The 17,852-nt window shown below is 71.6% G+C and carries 17 protein-coding genes; 10 read left to right on the top strand and 7 right to left on the bottom strand.

Annotated features, from left to right (window positions below; genetic code table 11):
- Positions 1–16: 16 nt before the first annotated feature.
- Positions 17–1,087: an ABC transporter ATP-binding protein gene (locus N1F89_RS05155; RefSeq protein WP_290082189.1), complete on the bottom strand. Its 1,071-nt coding sequence runs from the start codon at positions 1,085–1,087 to the stop codon at positions 17–19.
- A 1-nt stretch (position 1,088) separates the two neighbouring features.
- A complete protein-coding gene (locus tag N1F89_RS05150) occupies positions 1,089–2,363 on the bottom strand; it encodes a Xaa-Pro peptidase family protein (RefSeq protein ID WP_290082187.1) in 1,275 nt (424 codons plus the stop codon).
- A 231-nt stretch (positions 2,364–2,594) separates the two neighbouring features.
- Between N1F89_RS05150 and N1F89_RS05145 the strand changes: the two genes are divergently transcribed.
- From N1F89_RS05145 to N1F89_RS05135, 3 genes are all read left to right on the top strand, one after another.
- Complete coding sequence (locus tag N1F89_RS05145; protein WP_290082184.1) at positions 2,595–3,029, top strand: cupin domain-containing protein; 435 nt, start codon at positions 2,595–2,597, stop codon at positions 3,027–3,029.
- A gap of 29 nt (positions 3,030–3,058) precedes the next feature.
- Positions 3,059–4,369 (top strand): FAD-binding oxidoreductase, encoded by a 1,311-nt coding sequence (locus tag N1F89_RS05140; RefSeq protein ID WP_290082182.1) that lies wholly within the window; start codon positions 3,059–3,061, stop codon positions 4,367–4,369.
- A gap of 119 nt (positions 4,370–4,488) precedes the next feature.
- Positions 4,489–5,082: a TetR/AcrR family transcriptional regulator gene (locus N1F89_RS05135; protein WP_290082179.1), complete on the top strand. Its 594-nt coding sequence runs from the start codon at positions 4,489–4,491 to the stop codon at positions 5,080–5,082.
- A 12-nt stretch (positions 5,083–5,094) separates the two neighbouring features.
- On the opposite strand, the gene N1F89_RS05130 is transcribed toward N1F89_RS05135, so the two are convergent.
- A complete protein-coding gene (locus N1F89_RS05130; RefSeq protein WP_290082176.1) occupies positions 5,095–6,342 on the bottom strand; it encodes a cation:proton antiporter in 1,248 nt (415 codons plus the stop codon).
- 540 nt (positions 6,343–6,882) lie between these two features.
- Here N1F89_RS05130 and N1F89_RS05125 point away from each other — a divergent pair.
- The 7 genes from N1F89_RS05125 to speB all read left to right on the top strand — a co-directional run bounded on the left by N1F89_RS05125 (position 6,883) and on the right by speB (position 13,831).
- Positions 6,883–7,593 (top strand): GntR family transcriptional regulator, encoded by a 711-nt coding sequence (locus tag N1F89_RS05125; protein ID WP_290082172.1) that lies wholly within the window; start codon positions 6,883–6,885, stop codon positions 7,591–7,593.
- A 78-nt stretch (positions 7,594–7,671) separates the two neighbouring features.
- Positions 7,672–8,637, top strand: coding sequence for a tripartite tricarboxylate transporter substrate binding protein (locus tag N1F89_RS05120; protein WP_290082170.1), 966 nt, complete (start codon positions 7,672–7,674; stop codon positions 8,635–8,637).
- Positions 8,638–8,659: 22 nt separating this feature from the next.
- The gene (locus N1F89_RS05115) at positions 8,660–9,154 is read left to right on the top strand and encodes a tripartite tricarboxylate transporter TctB family protein (protein WP_290082166.1); all 495 of its coding nucleotides are present in this window, start codon (positions 8,660–8,662) and stop codon (positions 9,152–9,154) included.
- A gap of 9 nt (positions 9,155–9,163) precedes the next feature.
- A complete protein-coding gene (locus N1F89_RS05110) occupies positions 9,164–10,696 on the top strand; it encodes a tripartite tricarboxylate transporter permease (RefSeq protein WP_290082162.1) in 1,533 nt (510 codons plus the stop codon).
- Between the two features lies 1 nt (position 10,697).
- Positions 10,698–11,477, top strand: coding sequence for an enoyl-CoA hydratase-related protein (locus N1F89_RS05105; protein ID WP_290082160.1), 780 nt, complete (start codon positions 10,698–10,700; stop codon positions 11,475–11,477).
- A 20-nt stretch (positions 11,478–11,497) separates the two neighbouring features.
- A complete protein-coding gene (locus tag N1F89_RS05100; RefSeq protein ID WP_290082157.1) occupies positions 11,498–12,763 on the top strand; it encodes a CoA transferase in 1,266 nt (421 codons plus the stop codon).
- Positions 12,764–12,886: 123 nt separating this feature from the next.
- Positions 12,887–13,831: an agmatinase gene (gene speB / locus N1F89_RS05095; RefSeq protein WP_290082154.1), complete on the top strand. Its 945-nt coding sequence runs from the start codon at positions 12,887–12,889 to the stop codon at positions 13,829–13,831.
- 140 nt (positions 13,832–13,971) lie between these two features.
- Here the strand turns inward: speB and N1F89_RS05090 are convergent, their stop codons facing one another.
- The 4 genes from N1F89_RS05090 to N1F89_RS05075 are packed head-to-tail and all read right to left on the bottom strand — an operon-like array spanning position 13,972 to position 17,823.
- Positions 13,972–14,958 carry an ABC transporter ATP-binding protein gene (locus tag N1F89_RS05090; protein WP_290082153.1) on the bottom strand — a complete coding sequence of 329 codons (987 nt, stop codon included), beginning with the start codon at positions 14,956–14,958 and terminating at the stop codon, positions 13,972–13,974.
- Positions 14,955–15,965: an ABC transporter ATP-binding protein gene (locus N1F89_RS05085; RefSeq protein WP_290082152.1), complete on the bottom strand. Its 1,011-nt coding sequence runs from the start codon at positions 15,963–15,965 to the stop codon at positions 14,955–14,957. The genes N1F89_RS05090 and N1F89_RS05085 overlap by 4 nt, the downstream gene beginning before the upstream one ends.
- A complete protein-coding gene (locus N1F89_RS05080) occupies positions 15,962–16,849 on the bottom strand; it encodes an ABC transporter permease (RefSeq protein WP_290082150.1) in 888 nt (295 codons plus the stop codon). The genes N1F89_RS05085 and N1F89_RS05080 overlap by 4 nt, the downstream gene beginning before the upstream one ends.
- Complete coding sequence (locus N1F89_RS05075; protein ID WP_290082148.1) at positions 16,846–17,823, bottom strand: ABC transporter permease; 978 nt, start codon at positions 17,821–17,823, stop codon at positions 16,846–16,848. Before N1F89_RS05075 ends, N1F89_RS05080 begins: the two co-directional genes overlap by 4 nt.
- Between the last annotated feature and the right edge of the window lie 29 nt (positions 17,824–17,852).

Here is a 17,852-nt window from a genome sequence, read left to right as displayed (position 1 = left end):
TCGGGGTTGTCCTTGTTCATGCATCGTGCAGCGGCACCCCGGCCCCCACGGGCCAGGAGACCCAGCACGCTTCGCCGCGACCGGTGACGGCAAGCAGTGCCTCGTCGTCGGCGCGCACGCGGCCGATCAGCGGCAGGCCGGCCGGCCCGGCCAGCGAGAGCTGCACCTGGCTGCCCTGGAACAGCCGTTCGCTGACGGTCGCGGGAAGTGACACGACGCCCTCTCCCGGGGGCGTCGCCGAGACGGTGACGAGCTCCGGCCGCACCGACACCAGGCCGCCGGGGCGCAGCCCCGCGACGGCGGCGCCGTGCTCGGCCAGGAGATCGGCCGGCAGCAGGTTGGTCTCGCCGAGGAAGGTGGCGACGAACTGGTTGGTCGGCCGGTTGTAGATCACCTCCGGCGCGTCGACCTGCTCCAGCCGGCCCTTGTTGAAGATCGCGATGCGATCCGACAGGGCGAGCGCCTCCTCCTGGTCGTGCGTGACGAAGATGAAGGTCTTGCCGACGTCACGGTGCAGCTTCTTGAGCTCGGACTGGAGCTGCTTGCGCAGGTTCTTGTCGAGCGCGGCGAGCGGCTCGTCGAGCAAAAGCACGTCGGGGTCGAACACCAGCGCGCGGGCGAGCGCCACGCGCTGCTGCTGGCCGCCGGAAAGCTGGCTCGGCTTTCGGTCGGCGAAATCGGTCAGGTCGACCTGCGCGAGGACGCGCTCGATCGCCGCCTCGCGCCGGGCCTTCGGCCAGCGGCGGATCTTCAGCGGATAGGCGATGTTGCCGCGCACGGTCATGTGCGGAAACAGCGCATAGCCCTGGAAGACCATGCCGAAATTGCGCTTTTCCGGCGGCAGCGCGGAGATGTCGACGCCGTCGCGGCGGATGCGGCCGGCCGACGGCTCGACGAAGCCGGCGATCGTCATCAGCGTCGTCGTCTTGCCGCTGCCCGAGGGGCCGAGCAGCGTGACGAACTCGCCGCGGCCGATCTCGAAACCGACGTCGGCCAGGGCGGTGACCTGTCCGTAGCGCTTGCCGATGCCCTCCAGGGCGAGGAAGCGCTGGCGATCGGCGCTGTCCGGGGCCTTCGTCGCGGCCATGCTATGCGATGACGGTGAGATCGTAGGGGACGCCGGACAGAAGCCGGCCCTCCTGCTCGGTGAACAGGAACGACTCGATCATGAAGTAGAGCCCCTCGTGGCGCGGCAGGAAGAACTGGTTCTCGTAGTTGACCGCGGTGCCGGGTTCGAACACGCGGTCCTGGTTGATCTCCGACAACGGGTCGAAGACGAAGTTGCCGACCCAGTCGGGCGGGAAGGCGATGCCCATCTCGTAGCCGCCGATCCAGCCGCGCCGGTCCCACAGGCCGGCGTCCTCGTAATAGGCGACGAGCGCCTCGTTGAGCGCGCGCACCGGCAGGTTGGGGCGCAGCATGTCGCGCACCAGGTCCATCGAGCCGGCGGCCTTGCGGCAGACCTCGGCGGTGTCGGGCGACGGCTCGCCGATCGAATAGGTGCGCGCCTGGTTGATGTGGTAGCGGTTGTAGACGCCGCACACGTCGACGGTGACGATCTCGCCGGGCCGGATCTTGCGGCGGCCGGCCAGGGCGTGCGTGCAGTTGGCCTTGCCGCCGGACAGGACCGGCATGGTGATGCCCGGGTTCTCGCCGCCGGCGGCGGCCATGGCGCAGACCACCTCGCCATAGACCTCGAGCTCGCTGATGCCGGGGCGCAGCACCTCGCGCGCCCGCTGCTGGCCGATGTCGGCGATGCGGGCGGCCTCGAGCAGGCAGTCGATCTCGGCCGGCGACTTCACCCAGCGCACGGTGCGCAGGATGTCGCTGCCGTCGACGACCTCGGCACCGGCCGCCCCGAAGGCGGCCTCGAAGCGTGCGCTGACGGCGCGGTTCGGCCGGTGGCTCCAGAACTCCAGGCCGATGTTGCGGCCGAGCCAGCCTTCGCTCTTCAGCGTCTCGGCGATGAAGGCGATGCCGTCGCGGTAGGAATCGCGGGGAAAGAAGCGCGTGTCGTCGGAGATCGTGTAGATGCGGGTGAGAACCGCCTCGCGCTCGCCCTCGAACAGGATGAAGCGGTCGTGGTCGACATGCACCGCGACGCCGGAGCACGGCGGCCACTGCTTCGGGCTCTCGGCCTGGTACCACTCGGCCTGATAGCCCGTCAGATAGTACATGCTCTCCGGCGAGGTCAGGTAGAGGCAGTCGATGCCGCGCTCGGCCATCAGGGCGCGCACGCGCTGCAGCCGCCCGCGATACTCCTCGCGGGTGAACGCGATCTCCTGCTCCGGCCGGGCGGAGAAATAGACCTCGTCGCGATACGCGGTCGCGGACGCGCCGTCCGCCTGCGTTTGCCGTTGCACGTTGGCTCCCCCCGTCCGTCAGGCGGCAAAGGACGCTGCCCGGCGCCCGGCGCGGATCGGCCGGAGACCGGCCGCCTGCCGCGGCTCCCATTCGCAATAACTTATATTCCATAAAAAACTTTATGACAATAAAAAATTGTTCCCTTGGCCGGCGTGAGCCGCTAGAAGAGGGGCAGGGGCGGCGCCCGCCCGGCGGCGGCCGCGACCGGCAACGAATTGCGAGGGACAGGCATGATCGCGTACAAGCCCGGCGGCTCGAAGGTCGCTCTGACACCGCTTTCGGTGAAACCGCAGATCCTCGAGGGCGATCCGGTCGAGGCGAGCGCGCGCGTCGTCGACGCGGCGGGCGGCGGACCGATCCGCAGCGGCGTCTACGAGGTGACGAAGGGGCGCTTTACCATCACCTTCGCCTTCCACGAGCTCGCCACCGTGCTGGAGGGCGAGGTCGAGCTGGTCGACGAGGCCGGCAACGCGGTCACCTACGGGCCGGGCGATTCCTGGTTTTGCGAGAAGGGCGAGACGGTTATCTGGAACGTCCGCAGCGAGCGGCTGAGAAAGTGCTTCATGGCGGTCGATCCCGACCACCTGCGGCGCGACGGCGCGACGCTCGAGGCGCTGACCTACAAGGGGCCGCAGACGGACGGGGGCATTCCGGTCCTCGGCTGAGGCGGCTGCAACGCGCGGGGGAGCATGCGATGGCGGAGAAGGCGTTTCAGGACCGGCTGATCGAGGAATCGCTGTGGGTGCGCACGGCGGGCGCCGCACCGCACTTCGCCGCGCTCGCCGGCGAGGTGCGCTGCGACGTGGCGGTGATCGGCGCCGGGCTGCTCGGCCTGTCGACGGCGCTGCATCTGGCCGAAGGCGGCGCCTCGGTCGTCGTGCTGGAGGCGGCCGAGCCGGGCTGGGGCAGCGGCGGCCGCAACGGCGGGCAGGTCAATCCCGGCCTCAAGATCGACCCGCAGGACACCGTCCGCCGCTTCGGCGCGGCGCGCGGCGAGGCGCTGGTCGCCTTCGCCGGCTCGGTCGCCGACGAGACCTTCGCCACGATCCGCCGGCACGGCATCGACTGCGACGCCAGCCAGGCGGGCTGGCTGCAGCTCGCCCACACGGCGCGCGCATTGCCGGGGCTCGAGCGCCGGGCCGAGGAATGGCGCGCCCGCGGCGTGGCGGTCGAGACGCTGACGGCCGGCCGCGCGGCCGAGATCGCCGGCAGCGAGGCCTATGTCGGCGGCATCCTCAACCCGCATGGCGGCGCCGTGCAGCCGCTCAAGCTGGTGCGCGGCCTGGCCGCGGCGGCGGCGGCGCAGGGCGCTGCGATCCATGCCCGCTCGCCGGTCGAGCGGCTCGAGCGCGACGGCACGCAGACCGTTCTGGTGACGCCGCAAGGCCGCGTGACGGCCGGCCGCGTCCTGGTCGCCACCAACGCCTATACCGGCCCGCAGGTGCCGGGCCTGCGGCGCGACCTGCTGCCGGTCAGCACCTTCCAGGTGGCGAGCGAGCCGCTGCCGCCGCACCTCGCCGCCACCGTGCTGCCGGGCGGCCATCACGTGTCCGACACGCACCGCTCGCTCTACTATTTCCGCAAGGACGCCGAGGGCCGCTTCGTGATCGGCGGGCGCGGCGCCTATGGCGCGCGCGGCATGGAGGGCGCCTATGCGGAGCTGCGGCGCGTCGCGCAGCGCATCTTTCCCGGGCTCGCCGAGGTGCGCTGGGAGCACCGCTGGGGCGGCATGGTCGGCGTCACGGAGGACCACCTGCCGCACATCGCCGAGCCGGCGCCGGGGGTGCTGGCGGCGGTCGGCTTCAACGGCCGCGGCGTGGCGCTCAGCGTCGCGCTCGGCCCGCATCTGGCGCGGCGGCTGAGCGGCGGGCCGGAAGAGGCCATGCCGCTGCCCGTCGGGCCGCTGGCGCCGATCCGGCTGCACGGCACGAAGGTGGCGGTGCTGCCGTGGGCGGCCGGCTTCTACGGCCTGCTCGACCGTCTGGACGGCGGCCGGGTCGTCTGAGCGGCGGCCGTCGCGGCGCTCGGCTGGTCCGTTCGGCTTTTCATCGGTTATAGGTTTCGACCGACGATTCCTTCGGCTTGGGGTGACGAGTGGCCGGCCTGCGCGCAAGACAGAAGACGATGCGGCGTCAGAAGATCCGCGACGCCGCCTTCGCGCTGTTCGTCGAGAAGGGCTACGCCGAAAGCAGCCTGCAGGAGATCGCCGAGCGCGCCGAGGTGACGATCCCGACGATCTACAACTACTTCGGCTCCAAAAGCAGCCTGCTGCTCGAGATCGCCGTCGAGAAGCAGGAGGGCATGGAGGAAAAGCTCGACCGCTTCATCGCCACCAAGATCCGCGACGACCCGGTGCGCGCCACCAGCGGCTGGATCAAGCTGGTCACCGAGGGCGCGCTGGAGGCGCTCGACCGCGAGGTCTGGCGCTCGATCTACCAGACCGGGCTGGGCGACGACAATCTCGGCCCTTTCCTCGACCGGCTGCAGGTGTTCTACCTGCGCAAGGCGGTCGAGTTCCTGCAGGCGCTCAAGGCGCGCGGGCTGATCGACCCCGAGGTCAACGTCAAGGCGCAGGCCAAGATCCTCGATTCCATCTGCGAGCACTATTTCCGCCGGCTGATCTTCGGCGACGGCCGCGTGCGGGCGCGCTACGTGGCCGAGGTGCCGGCGCTGGTCACCGAGCTGTTCCGCGGCATGGTGCGCAAGGACGCCGGCTGAGGGCGCGGCGCCTCACCCGTCGTCCCGCGCGACCCGCCGGCCGACGGCGGATCGTCCGCCGAGCACCCGGCGCAGGCCGAGCGGCGTCAGGACGGTGGTGACGACCGCCATGATGACGAGCGCGGAGAACAGGTTTTCCACCAGCGGGTCATCGAGCGCGAACAGCCCGGCCTCCAGCGCGATGCTGGCGATGATCAGCTCGACGGCGCCGCGGCCGCTCATGCCGATGCCGACGGCGAGCGACTCGCGGCGCGACAGGCCGGCCAGCCGCGCCGGCAGCCCGGCGCCGAGCAGCTTGCCGATCACCGCCACGGCGATCAGCGCGGCGAGGAAGGTCGGGATCGCGGCGAAGGCGCCGAGCTCCACGCGAACGCCGATCGAGGCGAAGAAGAGCGGCGCCAGCAGGCCGTCCGTCACGTCGCCGACGCTCTTCTTGATGCGCTCGTAGGCCTTGCGGCCGACGGTCTCGGGCGAGAAGAACAGCCCGGCGATGAAGGGGCCGAGGATGAAGTCCATGCCCAGCGCCTCGGCGAGCGCGGCGAAGCCGAGCGACAGCGCGATCAGCGCGCTGAAATGCGGCGCCGGCACCCGCATGCGCGCCACCAGGGCGGAGATCCGCCGGTAGACGAACAGGCCGATCGTGACGGTGATGGCGAAGAACAGCGCCACCTTGGCGAGCAGCATCGCCATCGCCGCGGGGCCCGGCATCGCGCCGGTCTGGATCACGCCGGTCAGCACGGCGAGCAGGATCAGGCCGATCACGTCGTCGAAGATCGCCGCCGAGACCACCGTCTGGCCGACGCGGGTGTGCAGCAGGCCGAGCTCCATGAAGATGCCGACGGCGACCGGCACGGCCGAGATCGACAGGGCGACGCCGATCAGCAGCGCCTGGGCGAACTTCAGCGGGCTTTCCGGCAGCGCGATCCAGGCGAGCGCGAAGCCGAGCGCCAGCGGCACGAGAACGCCGCCGAGCGCGACGGCGAGCGAGGTGCCGGAATGGTCGGCGATCTCCTTCGGCCGCATCTCGATGCCGGCGAGCAGCAGCAGGAAGAAGATGCCGAACTCCGCCGCGACGCCGAGAAAGGGGCTGTCGGCCAGATCGGCGAGCAGCGGCACGGGCAGCGCGCTGGCGGCGACGAGCGCCAGCGCGACGCCGGCGAGGATCTCGCCGATCGCCGCCGGCTGGCGCAGGCGCTCGAGCAACTCGCCGAACAGGCGCGTGACGACGAGCAGCGCGAAGAGATGCAGGGCGTGTTCCATCGGCGTGCGGCCTCCCGGCGTCGTCGCGGGGCATCCGCCGCGACCGGCGGAGATGCGTGCGCAGCAGGCGCCGCAGCATAAAGCATGCGGCAGCCAAGGGAAGCCACCCGGCGCCGCAGACATGCGGGAAATCAAGCACATAGACCCTGATCGCGCTGGCGGGCCGGGGGCTGCTTCTCCGCGGCGCGGCGCGCGCGGTCGCCCGGTCGTCGGGCCGCCTGTCGAAAGCGGGCGCCGGCCGGCGGTGCGGGCCGCACGGAACGGCCGCGACCGCCGGGTTGCAGCGTTCCCGACCAGTCGATCCACAGGCGGTCCGCGGCGGCGGGAAGCGGCGCGCAAGTGACCGCCGGCCGGACGGCGGAACCGGCAGGACGAACGCGCTTCCGCCGGGCCTTGCAGCCCGTTGCGGCACAGCGTTCGCCGCCGCTCGATTGCGCGGCCTGCAGGCGCGTCTGGACAATTGTTGACAATTATTTGTTGACAGGATGCCGAGGCCGATGGTCTGCTGATGGCGACTTTCAACGGCGGCAAGGACGACGCATGCGCGACAAGGGGAGTGTTTCCAGTCTCGGGGTGGAGCGGCGCAGCCTGGCCGACCGCGCCGCCGACGCCATCCGCGAGCGCATCGTCACCGGCGTCTGCGCGCCGGGCAGCCGCATCACGGAGCAGCAGTTCGCCGAGGAGCTCGGGCTCAGCCGCGGCACCATCCGCACCGCGCTGCGCGAGCTCTCCCACGAGGGCCTGACGGAAGTGCGCCCCTACAGCGGCTGGTCGGTCGTCACGCTGACGGCCGAGGACGCGGCCGAGCTGGCCGCCCTGCGCGGCGCGCTGGAGGGGCTCGCCGCCCGGCTGGCCGCCGAGGCGATGACCGAGGAAGCCGCCGCCGTGCTCGACGGCGCCTATGACGCGCTCAAGCGGGCCGCCGCCGACGGCGACCACAAGGTGCTCGTCGCCAGCGATCTGGCGCTGCACAAGACGATCTTCCAGCTCGCCGGCAACAGCCGGCTGACCGCCCACTATCTCAGCATCGAGCCGGCGCTGCGCATGTATGTCGCGCTCGCCGACCGCGGCGACAACGCCCCGCAGGACATCGCCGACTGGCACGACGGGCTGGTCGCTGCGATCCGCGCCGGCGATGGCGAGCGCGCCGAGGCGATCGCCAAGGCCAACGCCCGGGCGACCGGCGCCGAGCTGCAGGCGATTCTGTCGGCCTCGGCCGCACGGCAGGCCGGCGGCGAAGCCGGCTGCTGACACCAGGTTCGCGACGTCCGGTCGCGGCGGGCCCATCCGGGCCGACATCCATCCGCAACGCACCCGAACGGAGGGACCATGCATCTTTTCAGAACCGTGACGGCTGCCGCCGTGCTGGCGGCCTCGTCGACCTTCGCGCTCGACCGCGCCGAGGCGCTCGAATGCTCCAACGTCGAGCTGATCTCGGCCTGGGGCGCCGGCGGCGGCACCGACACCTTCCTGCGCAACATCGCCAAGCCGCTGAGCGCGGAACTCGGCGTGCCGGTCAAGGTCATCAACATGGAAGGCTCGATGGGCGAGATCGCCCGCCAGCAGCTCATCTCGCGGCCGGCCGACGGCTGCTCGCTGGTCTCCGTCGATCCCGACACGATCACCACCGCCGTCGACGGCACCACCTCGATCACCCTCAAGGAGCATCTCGTGCCGGTGTTCCGCGGCCATGTCGACATCGGCTTCCTGCATGCCAGGGCCGGCGCGTTCGGCTCGTGGGACGAGATGGTGGCCTGGGCCAAGGAGAACCCCGGCAAGCTGAAGGTCGGCGGCGCCGGCGCCGTCGGCACCGACCGCACGGCGCTGGAGACGACGCTCGCCGAGGCCGGCGTCAGCGACTTCATCTACGTGCCCTACAACTCGACCGGCGAGATGCACGCCGACCTGCTCGGCGGCCGGCTCGACGGCATGTATGACGAGATGGGCTCGGTGATGGCGATGGTCGAGGGCGAGAAGATCGAGCCGCTGATCGTCTTCAACGAGACGCGCATCGAGCAGTTTCCCGACGTGCCGGCTGCCGGCGAGCTCGGCTACGAGATCACGCCGTCCAACTGGCGCGGCCTGGCCGCCCATGCCGACACGCCCGACGCGATCGTGCAGGAGCTGAGCGACGCGCTGATGGCGGCCTCGAAGGACGAGGACTACGCCCGCTACGAGAACGAGCGGCTGCTCGACCTGAAGGCCGACGGCAAGCTCGGCGCGGCCGCCTTCGCCGAGGCGATCGCCGAGGAGCGCGCGCTCAAGGAAGCCCAGCACGCCGCGCAGGGCGGCTGACGGGCACGGCCGGAGAGCGCGCATGATCAGGACCATCGCCCCGCCCGGCGGCATGATCGCCGCCTGCGGCTTCCTGCTCTGGCAGACGGCCGACATGACGTCGGCCTACGCGGCCAGCGCGCTCTTCGGTCCGGCCTTCTTTCCGCGCCTCGTGCTCGGCGGGCTGATCCTCGTCAGCCTGCTGCAGATCGTCGACGCGGTGCGCCGCCACCGCGCCGGCACGGTGCCGGGCGGAGCGGCGGCCGGCCGGCCCGACGTCGCCGGCTTCCTGGTGGCGCTCGCCGCCACCGCGCTCTACGTCGTGGCGATGCGCTTCGTCGGCTTCCTGCCGGCGACGCTGGTCTTCCAGGCGGCGCTGTTCGCGCTCGTTTTCGGCATGCGCGACCGGCGCGGCCTGGTCTACCTGCCGGCGCTGCTGACGGCGCTCTACTACGTCATCTTCCTCAGGCTGCTCGAGCTGCCGCTGCCGCAGGGCCGCGGCGTGTTCCGCGAGCTCAGCCGGTTCCTCTACTACTGAGCGGCGGCCATGGAACTCATCGAAGGCTGGCAGACCCTTCTTCAGGTCGACATCCTGCTCGTGCTCGCCCTCGGCGTGCTCGTCGGGCTGATGCTCGGCGCGCTGCCGGGCCTCGACGCCACGGTGGGCATCTCGCTGCTCTTGCCGATCACCTATGCGCTGAGCCCGCTCAACGCGCTGGTCTTCTTCACCGCGCTTTATTCGGCGGCGGTGTTCGGCGGCTCGATCACCGCCATCCTGTTCCGCATTCCCGGCTCCACCGAGGCCATCATGACGGCCGTCGAGGGGCATCACTTCACCGCCCGCGGCGAGGCCGCCCAGGCGCTCGGCATCGCCGTCCTGTCGTCGGCGATCGGTGGCCTGGTCGCCTGCGTCGGCCTCTACCTGGCCACGCCGATCCTGGCCGAGGCGGCGCTGCGGTTCGGCCCGGCGGAGTATTTCGCGCTCGGCGTTCTGGGGCTGAGCTGCATCTCCAGCATCTCCGGCGGCAGCCAGCTCAAGGGGCTGGCCGCCGGCCTCATCGGCCTGCTGCTCGGCACGGTTGGGCTCGATTCGCTGACCGGCGCCAAGCGCTTCGACTTCGGCACCACGGTGCTGCTCAACGGCATCCCGCTGGTGCCGGCCTCGATCGGCCTGTTCGCCGCCTCGGAGGTGCTGCGCCGGGTCCTGCAGCGCGACACCGACCTGGTGCGCACGGCGCCGGGCGCGCCGCAGCGGCGCATCGTGCTGGCGCTGCCGCGCATCGCCGATTTCCTGCGGCTGCGCTGGGTGGTGCTGCGCTCCAGCGTCGTCGGCCTGTTCATCGGCATCCTGCCGGGCGCCGGCGCGACGACGGCCGGTATCCTGTCCTACAGCCTGCAGAGCAAGCTGTCGCGCGACCCGGCCGGCTTCGGCAAGGGCAAGGACGAGGGGCTGGCCGCGCCGGAGGCGGCCAACAACGCCGCCGCCGTCGGCGCGATGATCCCGCTTCTGTCGCTCGGCATTCCCGGCAGCGCGACGACCGCCGTGCTGATCGGCGCCTTCATGATCCACAACCTGCAGCCCGGGCCGATGCTGTTCGTGCGCGAGCCGGAGCTGGTCTACGGCCTGTTCGCCGGCATGACGGTGGTCAACGTCGTCATCATCGCGCTCGCCTTCCTGCTGGTGCGGCTGTTCGCGCGGCTGGCGCTGCTGCCCTATCCGGTGCTGGCGACCGGCATCCTGTCGGTCTGCGTCATCGGCTCGCTCGCCTATGGCGACGCCGACGCGGCGATGGTGATGCTGGTCTTCGCCTGCATCGGCCTGGCGCTCGAGGCCGGCGGCTACCCGCTGGCGCCGGTCATCCTTGGCCTGGTGCTGGCGCCGATCATCGAGGTGTCGCTGCGCCGGGCGCTGATCATGGAGGATTTCGACATCGTGGCGGTGGTCTCGCAGCCGCTCGCCGCGACCATCCTGTTCGCCGCGCTCGCGCTTCTCGTCGGCCCGTGGATCAGCCGCGCCGTTCTGGCGCTGCGCGCCGGCCGCCGCGGCGACACCCGACCCGCCTCGAACCAGGGAGACTGAGATGGACGGAGCGATCCGCCTCGAACGCGACGGCGCCGTCGCGACGGTGACGATGGACCGGCCGGCCAAGCACAACGCGCTGACGCTCGCCATGTACGAGGCGCTCGGCGCGGCCATGCGCGAGCTGTCGGACGACGACACGGTGCGCTGCGTGATCCTGCGCGGCGCCGGCGAGCGCGCCTTCTGCGCGGGCAGCGACATCGGCGATTTCGACGACACGCGCAGCGGCGTCGCGCAGGCCAAGGAGTACGCCCGGCGGTCGAACGCGGCGATCCGCACGATTCGCGACTGCCCGCATCCGGTGGTCGCCGCGATCGGCGGCATCTGCATCGGCGGCGGCATGGAGATCGCCAGCATGTGCGACCTGCGCATCGCCTCCGACGACAGCCGCTTCGGCCTGCCGGCCGCCCGGCTCGGCCTGACCGTCGACTATGACGAGCTCGCCATGCTGGTCGATCTCGCCGGCCGCCGCGGCGCGCTCGAGATCCTGCTCGAGGGCCACATCTTCGGCGCCGAGGAGGCGCTGCGCCACCGTCTCGTCACGCGCATCGTGCCGCGGGCGGAGCTCGCGGCGGCCGTCGCCGCGACGGTCGAGCGCGTGACGGCGGGGGCGCCGCGCGTCAACCGCTGGCACAAGGCCTTCGTGCGGCGGCTGGAAGACCCCGCGCCGCTCGATGCAGCGGAGCGCGACGAGGCCTTCGCCTGCTACGACACCGAAGACTACCGCGAGGGATCGAGAGCCTTCGCGGAGAAACGCCGCCCGGATTTCAAGGGCCGCTGACGAAAGCAAGAGGACATGCAATGAGTGCGGACGGTTCGCACGGCCCGCTGGCCGGGGTGAAGGTGATCGAGCTCGCCCATGTGATGGCGGGACCGACCTGCGGGCGCATGCTCGCCGACATGGGCGCGGAGGTCGTCAAGGTGGAGCGGCTGCCCGGCGGCGACGACACGCGCCGCGACGTCGTGCCCGGCGAGCCGGACAGCGAGGATTCCTTCGCCTTCATGATGATGAACCGCAACAAGCGGGGCATCGCGCTCGACCTGAAGACCGAGGGCGGCCGCGAGACGCTGCACCGGATGCTCGCCGGGGCCGACGTGATGGTGGAGAACTACCGCCACGACACGCTGAAGAAGCTCGGCTTCGACTACGAGACGCTGCGCCGGCGCTATCCGCGGCTGATCTACTGCGCGGTCTCCGGCTTCGGCCGCACCGGACCCTATGCCAGTCGCGGCGGCTTCGACCTGATCGCCCAGGGCATGTCCGGGCTGATGAGCATCACCGGCGAGGGCGAGGGCCGGCCGCCGGTCAAGGTGGGACCGCCGATCACCGACATCGCCGCCGGCATCCTGGCGGCGATGGGGGTGTGCGCGGCGCTGCACGAGCGCGGCCGCACCGGCCGGGGCCAGCTCGTCGAGACCTCGCTGTTCGAGGCCGGCATCGTGTTCACCTACTGGCACGCGGCGATCTGCTTCGCCACCGGCGACAATCCCGGCGCGCTCGGCTCGGCGCATCCGCTGAGCGCGCCCTACCAAGCCTACGAGACCGCCGACGGCTGGATCAACATCGGCGGCGCCAGCCAGGCCAACTGGCAGCGCCTGGTCGCGGTGCTCGGCGACGCGCGGCTGCGCGACGATCCGCGCTTTGCCAGCAATGTCGGGCGCATGGCCAACAAGGCGGCGCTCGACGAGATCCTCGTGCCGCTGCTGCGGGGCCGGCCGTCGGCCGCGTGGCTCGCCGCGCTCGAGGAGGCGGGCGTGCCGGCCGGGCCCATCCTGTCGGTGGCCGAGATGCTGCGGGACCCGCAGACGCTGGCGCGCGACATGGTGCGCCGGGTCGACCACCCGCTGCACGGCGCGGTCGACACGATCGGCTTTCCCGTCAAGTTCTCCGAGACGCCGGCCGCCATCGAGCGCGCCGCGCCGCTCTACGGCGAGCACACGCGCGAGGTGCTGGCCGCCTGCGGCTATACGGCGAAGCAGATCGAGGCGATGATCGCGGCGGGACACGCCGCCGCGTCGGAGCCGGACGCGGCGCAAGCGCGCGGCAAGGCAGCCGGCGGACGATAGCCGTCGCAGGCGAGGCGGGAACCGGTTCGCCGGTTACAAGACGGGTCGAAGACAATGCGCCGGCGCCGGTCGGCGACGCCGCGACAGGCGGAACGGCGCCAGCCCCCAAGGCGGAGACAGCCCATGCAGACGCGCTTCAACCAGCCGCTCGGCGGCAACGACATGCCCCGCTTCGCCGGCCCGGCGACGATGATGCGGCTTCCCGCGCAGGACACGGCGGCCGGTCTCGACGCCTGCTTCGTCGGCGTGCCGATGGACATCGGCGCGTCGAACCGCTCGGGCACGCGGCACGGGCCGCGCCAGATCCGCGCCGAATCGTGCATGCTGCGGCCCTACAACATGGCGACCGGCGCGGCGCCGTTCGAGCGGCTGCAGGTCGCCGACATCGGCGACGTGCCGGTCAACACCTTCGACCTGAAGAAGACGGTCGGCATCATCGAGCGCGCCTATGACGCGATCCTCGCGCATGGCGCGGTGCCGCTGACGATGGGCGGCGACCACACGCTGACCTATCCGATCCTCAAGGCGATGGCCAAGGTGCACGGGCCGCTCGCGCTCGTCCACGTCGACGCCCATGCCGACATCAACGAGGCGATGTTCGGCGAGGCGATCGCGCACGGCACGCCGTTCCGCCGGGCGCTGGAGGATGGCTGCCTCGACGCCGAGCGGGTCTACCAGATCGGCCTGCGCGGCACCGGCTATGCGCCCGACGATTTCGACTGGTCGCGCCGGCAGGGCTTCACCGTGGTGCCGGCCGAGGAGTGCTGGCACCGCTCGCTGGCGCCGCTGATGCAGACGGTGCGTGAGCGGCTCGGCGACCGGCCGGTCTATGTCAGCTTCGACATCGATTCGCTCGATCCCGCCTTCGCGCCGGGCACCGGCACGGTGGAGATCGGCGGGCTGACCACCTGGCAGGCGCTCGAGATCGTGCGCGGCTGCCGCGGCCTCAACGTCGTCGGCGGCGATCTCGTCGAGGTCTCGCCGCCCTACGACCCGAGCGGCAACACGGCGCTGATCGGCGCCAGCCTGCTCTACGAGATGCTGTGCGTGCTGCCCGGCGTCGCCTGACCCCGCGGGCGCGGGACGCGGCGCGCCGGAAGAAAAGCGAGAGCGTTTCCGGGCGAGGTGGAAACCGGGTCGCCGTCCGCAAGCGCGGCAAGACAACACGTTGGAGCCGGTCTGCGATTCCGTGAAGAAGCAGATGGGCCCTATAGCGGAAAGTGGCAGGCGACCTGGCTGTCGCCGACCGGGCGCAGCTCCGGTGCCGTGTCGCGGCAAGGCGCCGCCGCGCGCGGGCAGCGCGCGGCGAAGGCGCAGCCGGGCGGGATCGCCACCGGGCTCGGCGGGTCGCCGCGCACCACCGCATCGCGCCGGTAGCCGGCACTCTTGCGTCGCGCCAGCGACGGCGCGGCGGCCAGCAGAGCGGCGGTGTAGGGATGGCGCGGCGTGCGAAACAGCGCCGCGCGGCCGGCATGCTCGACGATCCGCCCGAGATACATCACCGCGATGTCGTCGCACAGGAACTGCACGACGCCGAGATCGTGCGAGATGAACAGGTAGGACAGGCCGAGCTCGTCCTGCAGGCGGCGCAGCAGGTTGAGGATCTGCGCCTGGATCGCCACGTCGAGCGCCGACACCGGCTCGTCGCACACGACCAGCCGCGGATGGGTGGCGAGCGCCCGGGCGATCGACACGCGCTGCCGCTGGCCGCCGGAAAACTGGTGCGGGAACAGCGCCATCTGGTCGTCGCGCAGGCCCACCAGGCGGAACAGCTCGCGCACCCGCTCGTCGCGCTCGCGGCTGGCCGCGCCGACCGCCATCAGGTCGAGCGGCTCGCGCACGATGGCGCCGACCCGCTCGCGCGGGTTGAGCGAGGAGTAGGGATCCTGGAAGACGATCTGCAGATGGCGGCGGGCCCGGCGCATCGCCTCGGGCGGCAGGGTGAGCAGGTCGGTGCCGTCGAACAGCACCCGGCCGCCGGCCGCGCGCGTCAGGCGGATGGCGGCCATCGCCGTCGTCGTCTTGCCGGAACCCGATTCGCCGACCAGGCCGAGCGTGCGGCCCGGCGCCAGCGCGAAGGAGACGCCGCGCACCGCCTCCAGATGCGGCCGCGGCGCGAACAGGCGCGGCCGCGGCAGCGCGAAGCGCACCGCCAGGTCGCGCACGTCGAGGATCGGCTGCACGGTCGCACTCATGTCGCCTGCGCCGCGGTCACGTGGCAGGCGACGCCGTGCCGCCGGCCGGTCAGCGGCGGCCGCTCGCGGCGGCAACGCGGCTCGGCCAGGGAGCAGCGGTCGGCGAAGGCGCAGCCGTCGCCGATCAGGTGCAGCGGCGGCACGACGCCGGGGATCTCGCTGAGCGCCGGCGGCCGGCCGTCGGGCGCCGCCTTGCCGAGCACGGGAATGCAGTCGATCAGGCCGCGCGTGTAGGGATGCAGCGGCCGGTCGAGCACGTCGTCGGCCAGGCCCTGCTCGACGATGCGCCCGGCATACATCACCGCCACCCGGTCGGCCATCTCGGCGATGGCGCCCATGTCGTGCGTGATCAGCATCAGCGCCACGCCGAACTCGTCCTGGATGCGGCGCATCAGCTCGAAGATCTGCGCCTGCACGGTGACGTCGAGCGCCGTCGTCGGCTCGTCGGCGATCAGCACCTTGGGCCGGCACGAGATCGCCATGGCGATCATGACGCGCTGGCGCATGCCGCCCGACAGCTCGTGCGGATAGGCCGTCGCGCGCCGCTCGGCATCGGGAATGCCGACGGTCCTGAGCAGCGCCACCGCCTCCCGGCGCGCCGCCTGGCGGTCGATCTCGCGGTGCAGCAGGATCGCCTCGGCGATCTGCGCGCCGACGGGAAACACCGGGTTGAGGCTCGTCATCGGTTCCTGGAAGATCATCGCGATGTCGCGGCCGCGCAGCCGGCGCAGCTCGGATTCGGCAAGCCGCGCGATATCGCGGCCGGCAAAGTCGATCCGCCCGCCGGTCAGCCGTCCCGGCGGCGCGGGGATCAGCCCCATCAGCGCCAGCGCCGTGATCGACTTGCCGCAGCCCGACTCGCCGACGATGCCGAGCGTCTCGCCGGCGGCAAGCGAGAAGCTGACGCCGTCGAGCGCGGTCACCGCGCCCTGGCGGGTGTCGAAGGCGACGTGCAGGTCCTCGACCTGGAGCAGCGGCGTCGCGCCGTCCGGCGAAACCGCGCTCATCGCTGCCTCAGCTTCGGGTTGAAGGCGTCGTTGAGGCCGTCGCCGACCAGGCTGACGGCGAGCACGGTGAGGAAGATCGCCAGGCCGGGAAAGGTGACCGGCCACCAGGCCTCGAGGATGTAGGCGCGGTTGGCGCCGATCATCAGGCCCCAGGACATGGTGTTGGGATCGCCGAGGCCGAGAAACGACAGTCCCGCCTCGAACAGGATCGCCACGCCGACCGTCAGCGTCGCCGAGACGATCAGCGGCGGCAGCGCGTTGGGCAGGATGACGCGGCCGATGATGCGGCCGTTGCGGGCGCCGACCGCGCGCGCGGCGGTGACGTATTCGAGCTCGCGGATGCGCAGGAACTCCGCCCGCGTCAGGCGCGCCGTCTGCGGCCAGGAGACGACGCCGATCGCCACCGCGATGGTCGTCAGGCTGGGCGAGAACAGGGTGACCAGAACCATGGCGAACAGCAGCGCCGGCAGCACCTGGAAGAACTCGGTCAGCCGCATCAGCAGGTTGTCGATCCAGCCGCCGAAGAAACCGGCCAGGGCGCCGACCGTGATGCCGATGGCCACCGTGATGAGCGCGGCCGCGGCGCCGACGGCGAGCGTCGGGCCGCCGCCCTTGAGCAGGCCGGCGAGGATGTCGCGGCCGATATAGTCGGTGCCGAGCGGCACGCCCTCGGCCTCGCCGGGGGCGGCGAGCGGCGCCCAGACGATCTCGTAGGGATCGGCCGGGTGGAAGAGCGTGCCGTAGCCCACCGCGGCGACGATCGCTCCGAGCAGCACCAGGCCGAACAGCGCCGGCCGGTTGCTGCGGAACATGCGCCAGGCCTCGCCGAACGGGCTGACGGGACGGGCCGGCGCGGCGGCCGGGCGTTCGGTCACGGCGCTCATGCGCGGCGGCCCTCCTGGTCGATGCGCGGATCGGCGAGCCGATAGGACAGGTCGGTCAGCAGGTTGGCGACGATCACCATCAGGGCGGAGAAGAACAGCACGCCGAGCAGCAGCGGATAGTCGCGCCGCAGGATCGATTCGAAGGCGAGCCGCCCCATGCCCGGCCAGTTGAACACCGTCTCGACCAGAAGCGCGCCCGAGATCAGGTTGCCGAACTGCAGGCCGGCCACTGTCAGGATCGGCAGGACGGCGTTGCGCAGGGCGTGCTTGAAGACCACGCTGCGCTCGCGCACGCCCTTGGCGCGCGCGGTGCGCACATAGTCGGCGCCCAGCACCTCGATCATCGCGGCGCGCGACAGCCGCGCATACTGCGCCAGGAAGATGATGCCGAGCGTGAGCGCCGGCAGCACCAGGTGATGGGCGACGTCGAGCGCGTAGTCGAACGCGTTGCCGTCGAAGCGGGCGCTGACCATGCCCTCGACGGGAAACAGCGGCAGCATCGAGGCGAACAGGATGGTCAGCATGATGCCGGTCCAGAACACCGGCGCAGCGTAGCCGACCGTCGACAGCACCGCCACGGTGGCCGACAGCCAGCCCTGCGGCCGGCGCGCCGCCAGCACGCCCATGAAGACGCCGAGGCCGATGGCGAAGAGCTGCGCGGTCAGCACCAGCAGGATGGTCGGGCCGATGCGCGCGGCGATCAGCGCCGTGACCGGCTGGTTGAAGTAGTAGGACTGGCCGAGGTCGCCGCGCAGCACGTCGGCCAGATAGATGCCGAGCTGCACCAGGATCGGCTTGTCGAGGCCGTACTCGCTGCGGATGCGGGCGAGGATCTCCTCGCTGGCGCCGCCCATCTCGCCGGCGATCACCGCCGCGGCGTCGCCCGGCGCCAGGCGAATGAGCAGGAAGTTGAGCACCACGACGCCGACGAGCAGCGCCAGGCCGAACAGGAGACGCTTCAGGACAAACAGCACGGCGGCCTCGTCTGGCGGTCGGCTGGCGG

It is taken from the genome of Aquibium sp. A9E412 (genome assembly GCF_030398335.1).
Taxonomy (GTDB): Bacteria; Pseudomonadota; Alphaproteobacteria; order Rhizobiales; family Rhizobiaceae; genus A9E412.
Note: the sequence above shows the minus strand (reverse complement) of the source record. Positions and strands in the feature narration are given on the sequence as shown.

What these genes read in the sequence shown, in the direction of transcription:
- N1F89_RS05155 (WP_290082189.1), bottom strand. Translation starts at nt 1,087, where the DNA reads ATGGCCGCGACGAAGGCCCCGGACAGCGCCGATCGCCAGCGCTTCCTC.
- N1F89_RS05145 (WP_290082184.1), top strand. Translation starts at nt 2,595, where the DNA reads ATGATCGCGTACAAGCCCGGCGGCTCGAAGGTCGCTCTGACACCGCTT.
- N1F89_RS05140 (WP_290082182.1), top strand. Translation starts at nt 3,059, where the DNA reads ATGGCGGAGAAGGCGTTTCAGGACCGGCTGATCGAGGAATCGCTGTGG.
- N1F89_RS05135 (WP_290082179.1), top strand. Translation starts at nt 4,489, where the DNA reads ATGCGGCGTCAGAAGATCCGCGACGCCGCCTTCGCGCTGTTCGTCGAG.
- N1F89_RS05130 (WP_290082176.1), bottom strand. Translation starts at nt 6,342, where the DNA reads ATGGAACACGCCCTGCATCTCTTCGCGCTGCTCGTCGTCACGCGCCTG.
- N1F89_RS05125 (WP_290082172.1), top strand. Translation starts at nt 6,883, where the DNA reads ATGCGCGACAAGGGGAGTGTTTCCAGTCTCGGGGTGGAGCGGCGCAGC.
- N1F89_RS05120 (WP_290082170.1), top strand. Translation starts at nt 7,672, where the DNA reads ATGCATCTTTTCAGAACCGTGACGGCTGCCGCCGTGCTGGCGGCCTCG.
- N1F89_RS05115 (WP_290082166.1), top strand. Translation starts at nt 8,660, where the DNA reads ATGATCAGGACCATCGCCCCGCCCGGCGGCATGATCGCCGCCTGCGGC.
- N1F89_RS05110 (WP_290082162.1), top strand. Translation starts at nt 9,164, where the DNA reads ATGGAACTCATCGAAGGCTGGCAGACCCTTCTTCAGGTCGACATCCTG.
- N1F89_RS05105 (WP_290082160.1), top strand. Translation starts at nt 10,698, where the DNA reads ATGGACGGAGCGATCCGCCTCGAACGCGACGGCGCCGTCGCGACGGTG.
- N1F89_RS05100 (WP_290082157.1), top strand. Translation starts at nt 11,498, where the DNA reads ATGAGTGCGGACGGTTCGCACGGCCCGCTGGCCGGGGTGAAGGTGATC.
- speB (WP_290082154.1), top strand. Translation starts at nt 12,887, where the DNA reads ATGCAGACGCGCTTCAACCAGCCGCTCGGCGGCAACGACATGCCCCGC.
- N1F89_RS05090 (WP_290082153.1), bottom strand. Translation starts at nt 14,958, where the DNA reads ATGAGTGCGACCGTGCAGCCGATCCTCGACGTGCGCGACCTGGCGGTG.
- N1F89_RS05085 (WP_290082152.1), bottom strand. Translation starts at nt 15,965, where the DNA reads ATGAGCGCGGTTTCGCCGGACGGCGCGACGCCGCTGCTCCAGGTCGAG.
- N1F89_RS05080 (WP_290082150.1), bottom strand. Translation starts at nt 16,849, where the DNA reads ATGAGCGCCGTGACCGAACGCCCGGCCGCCGCGCCGGCCCGTCCCGTC.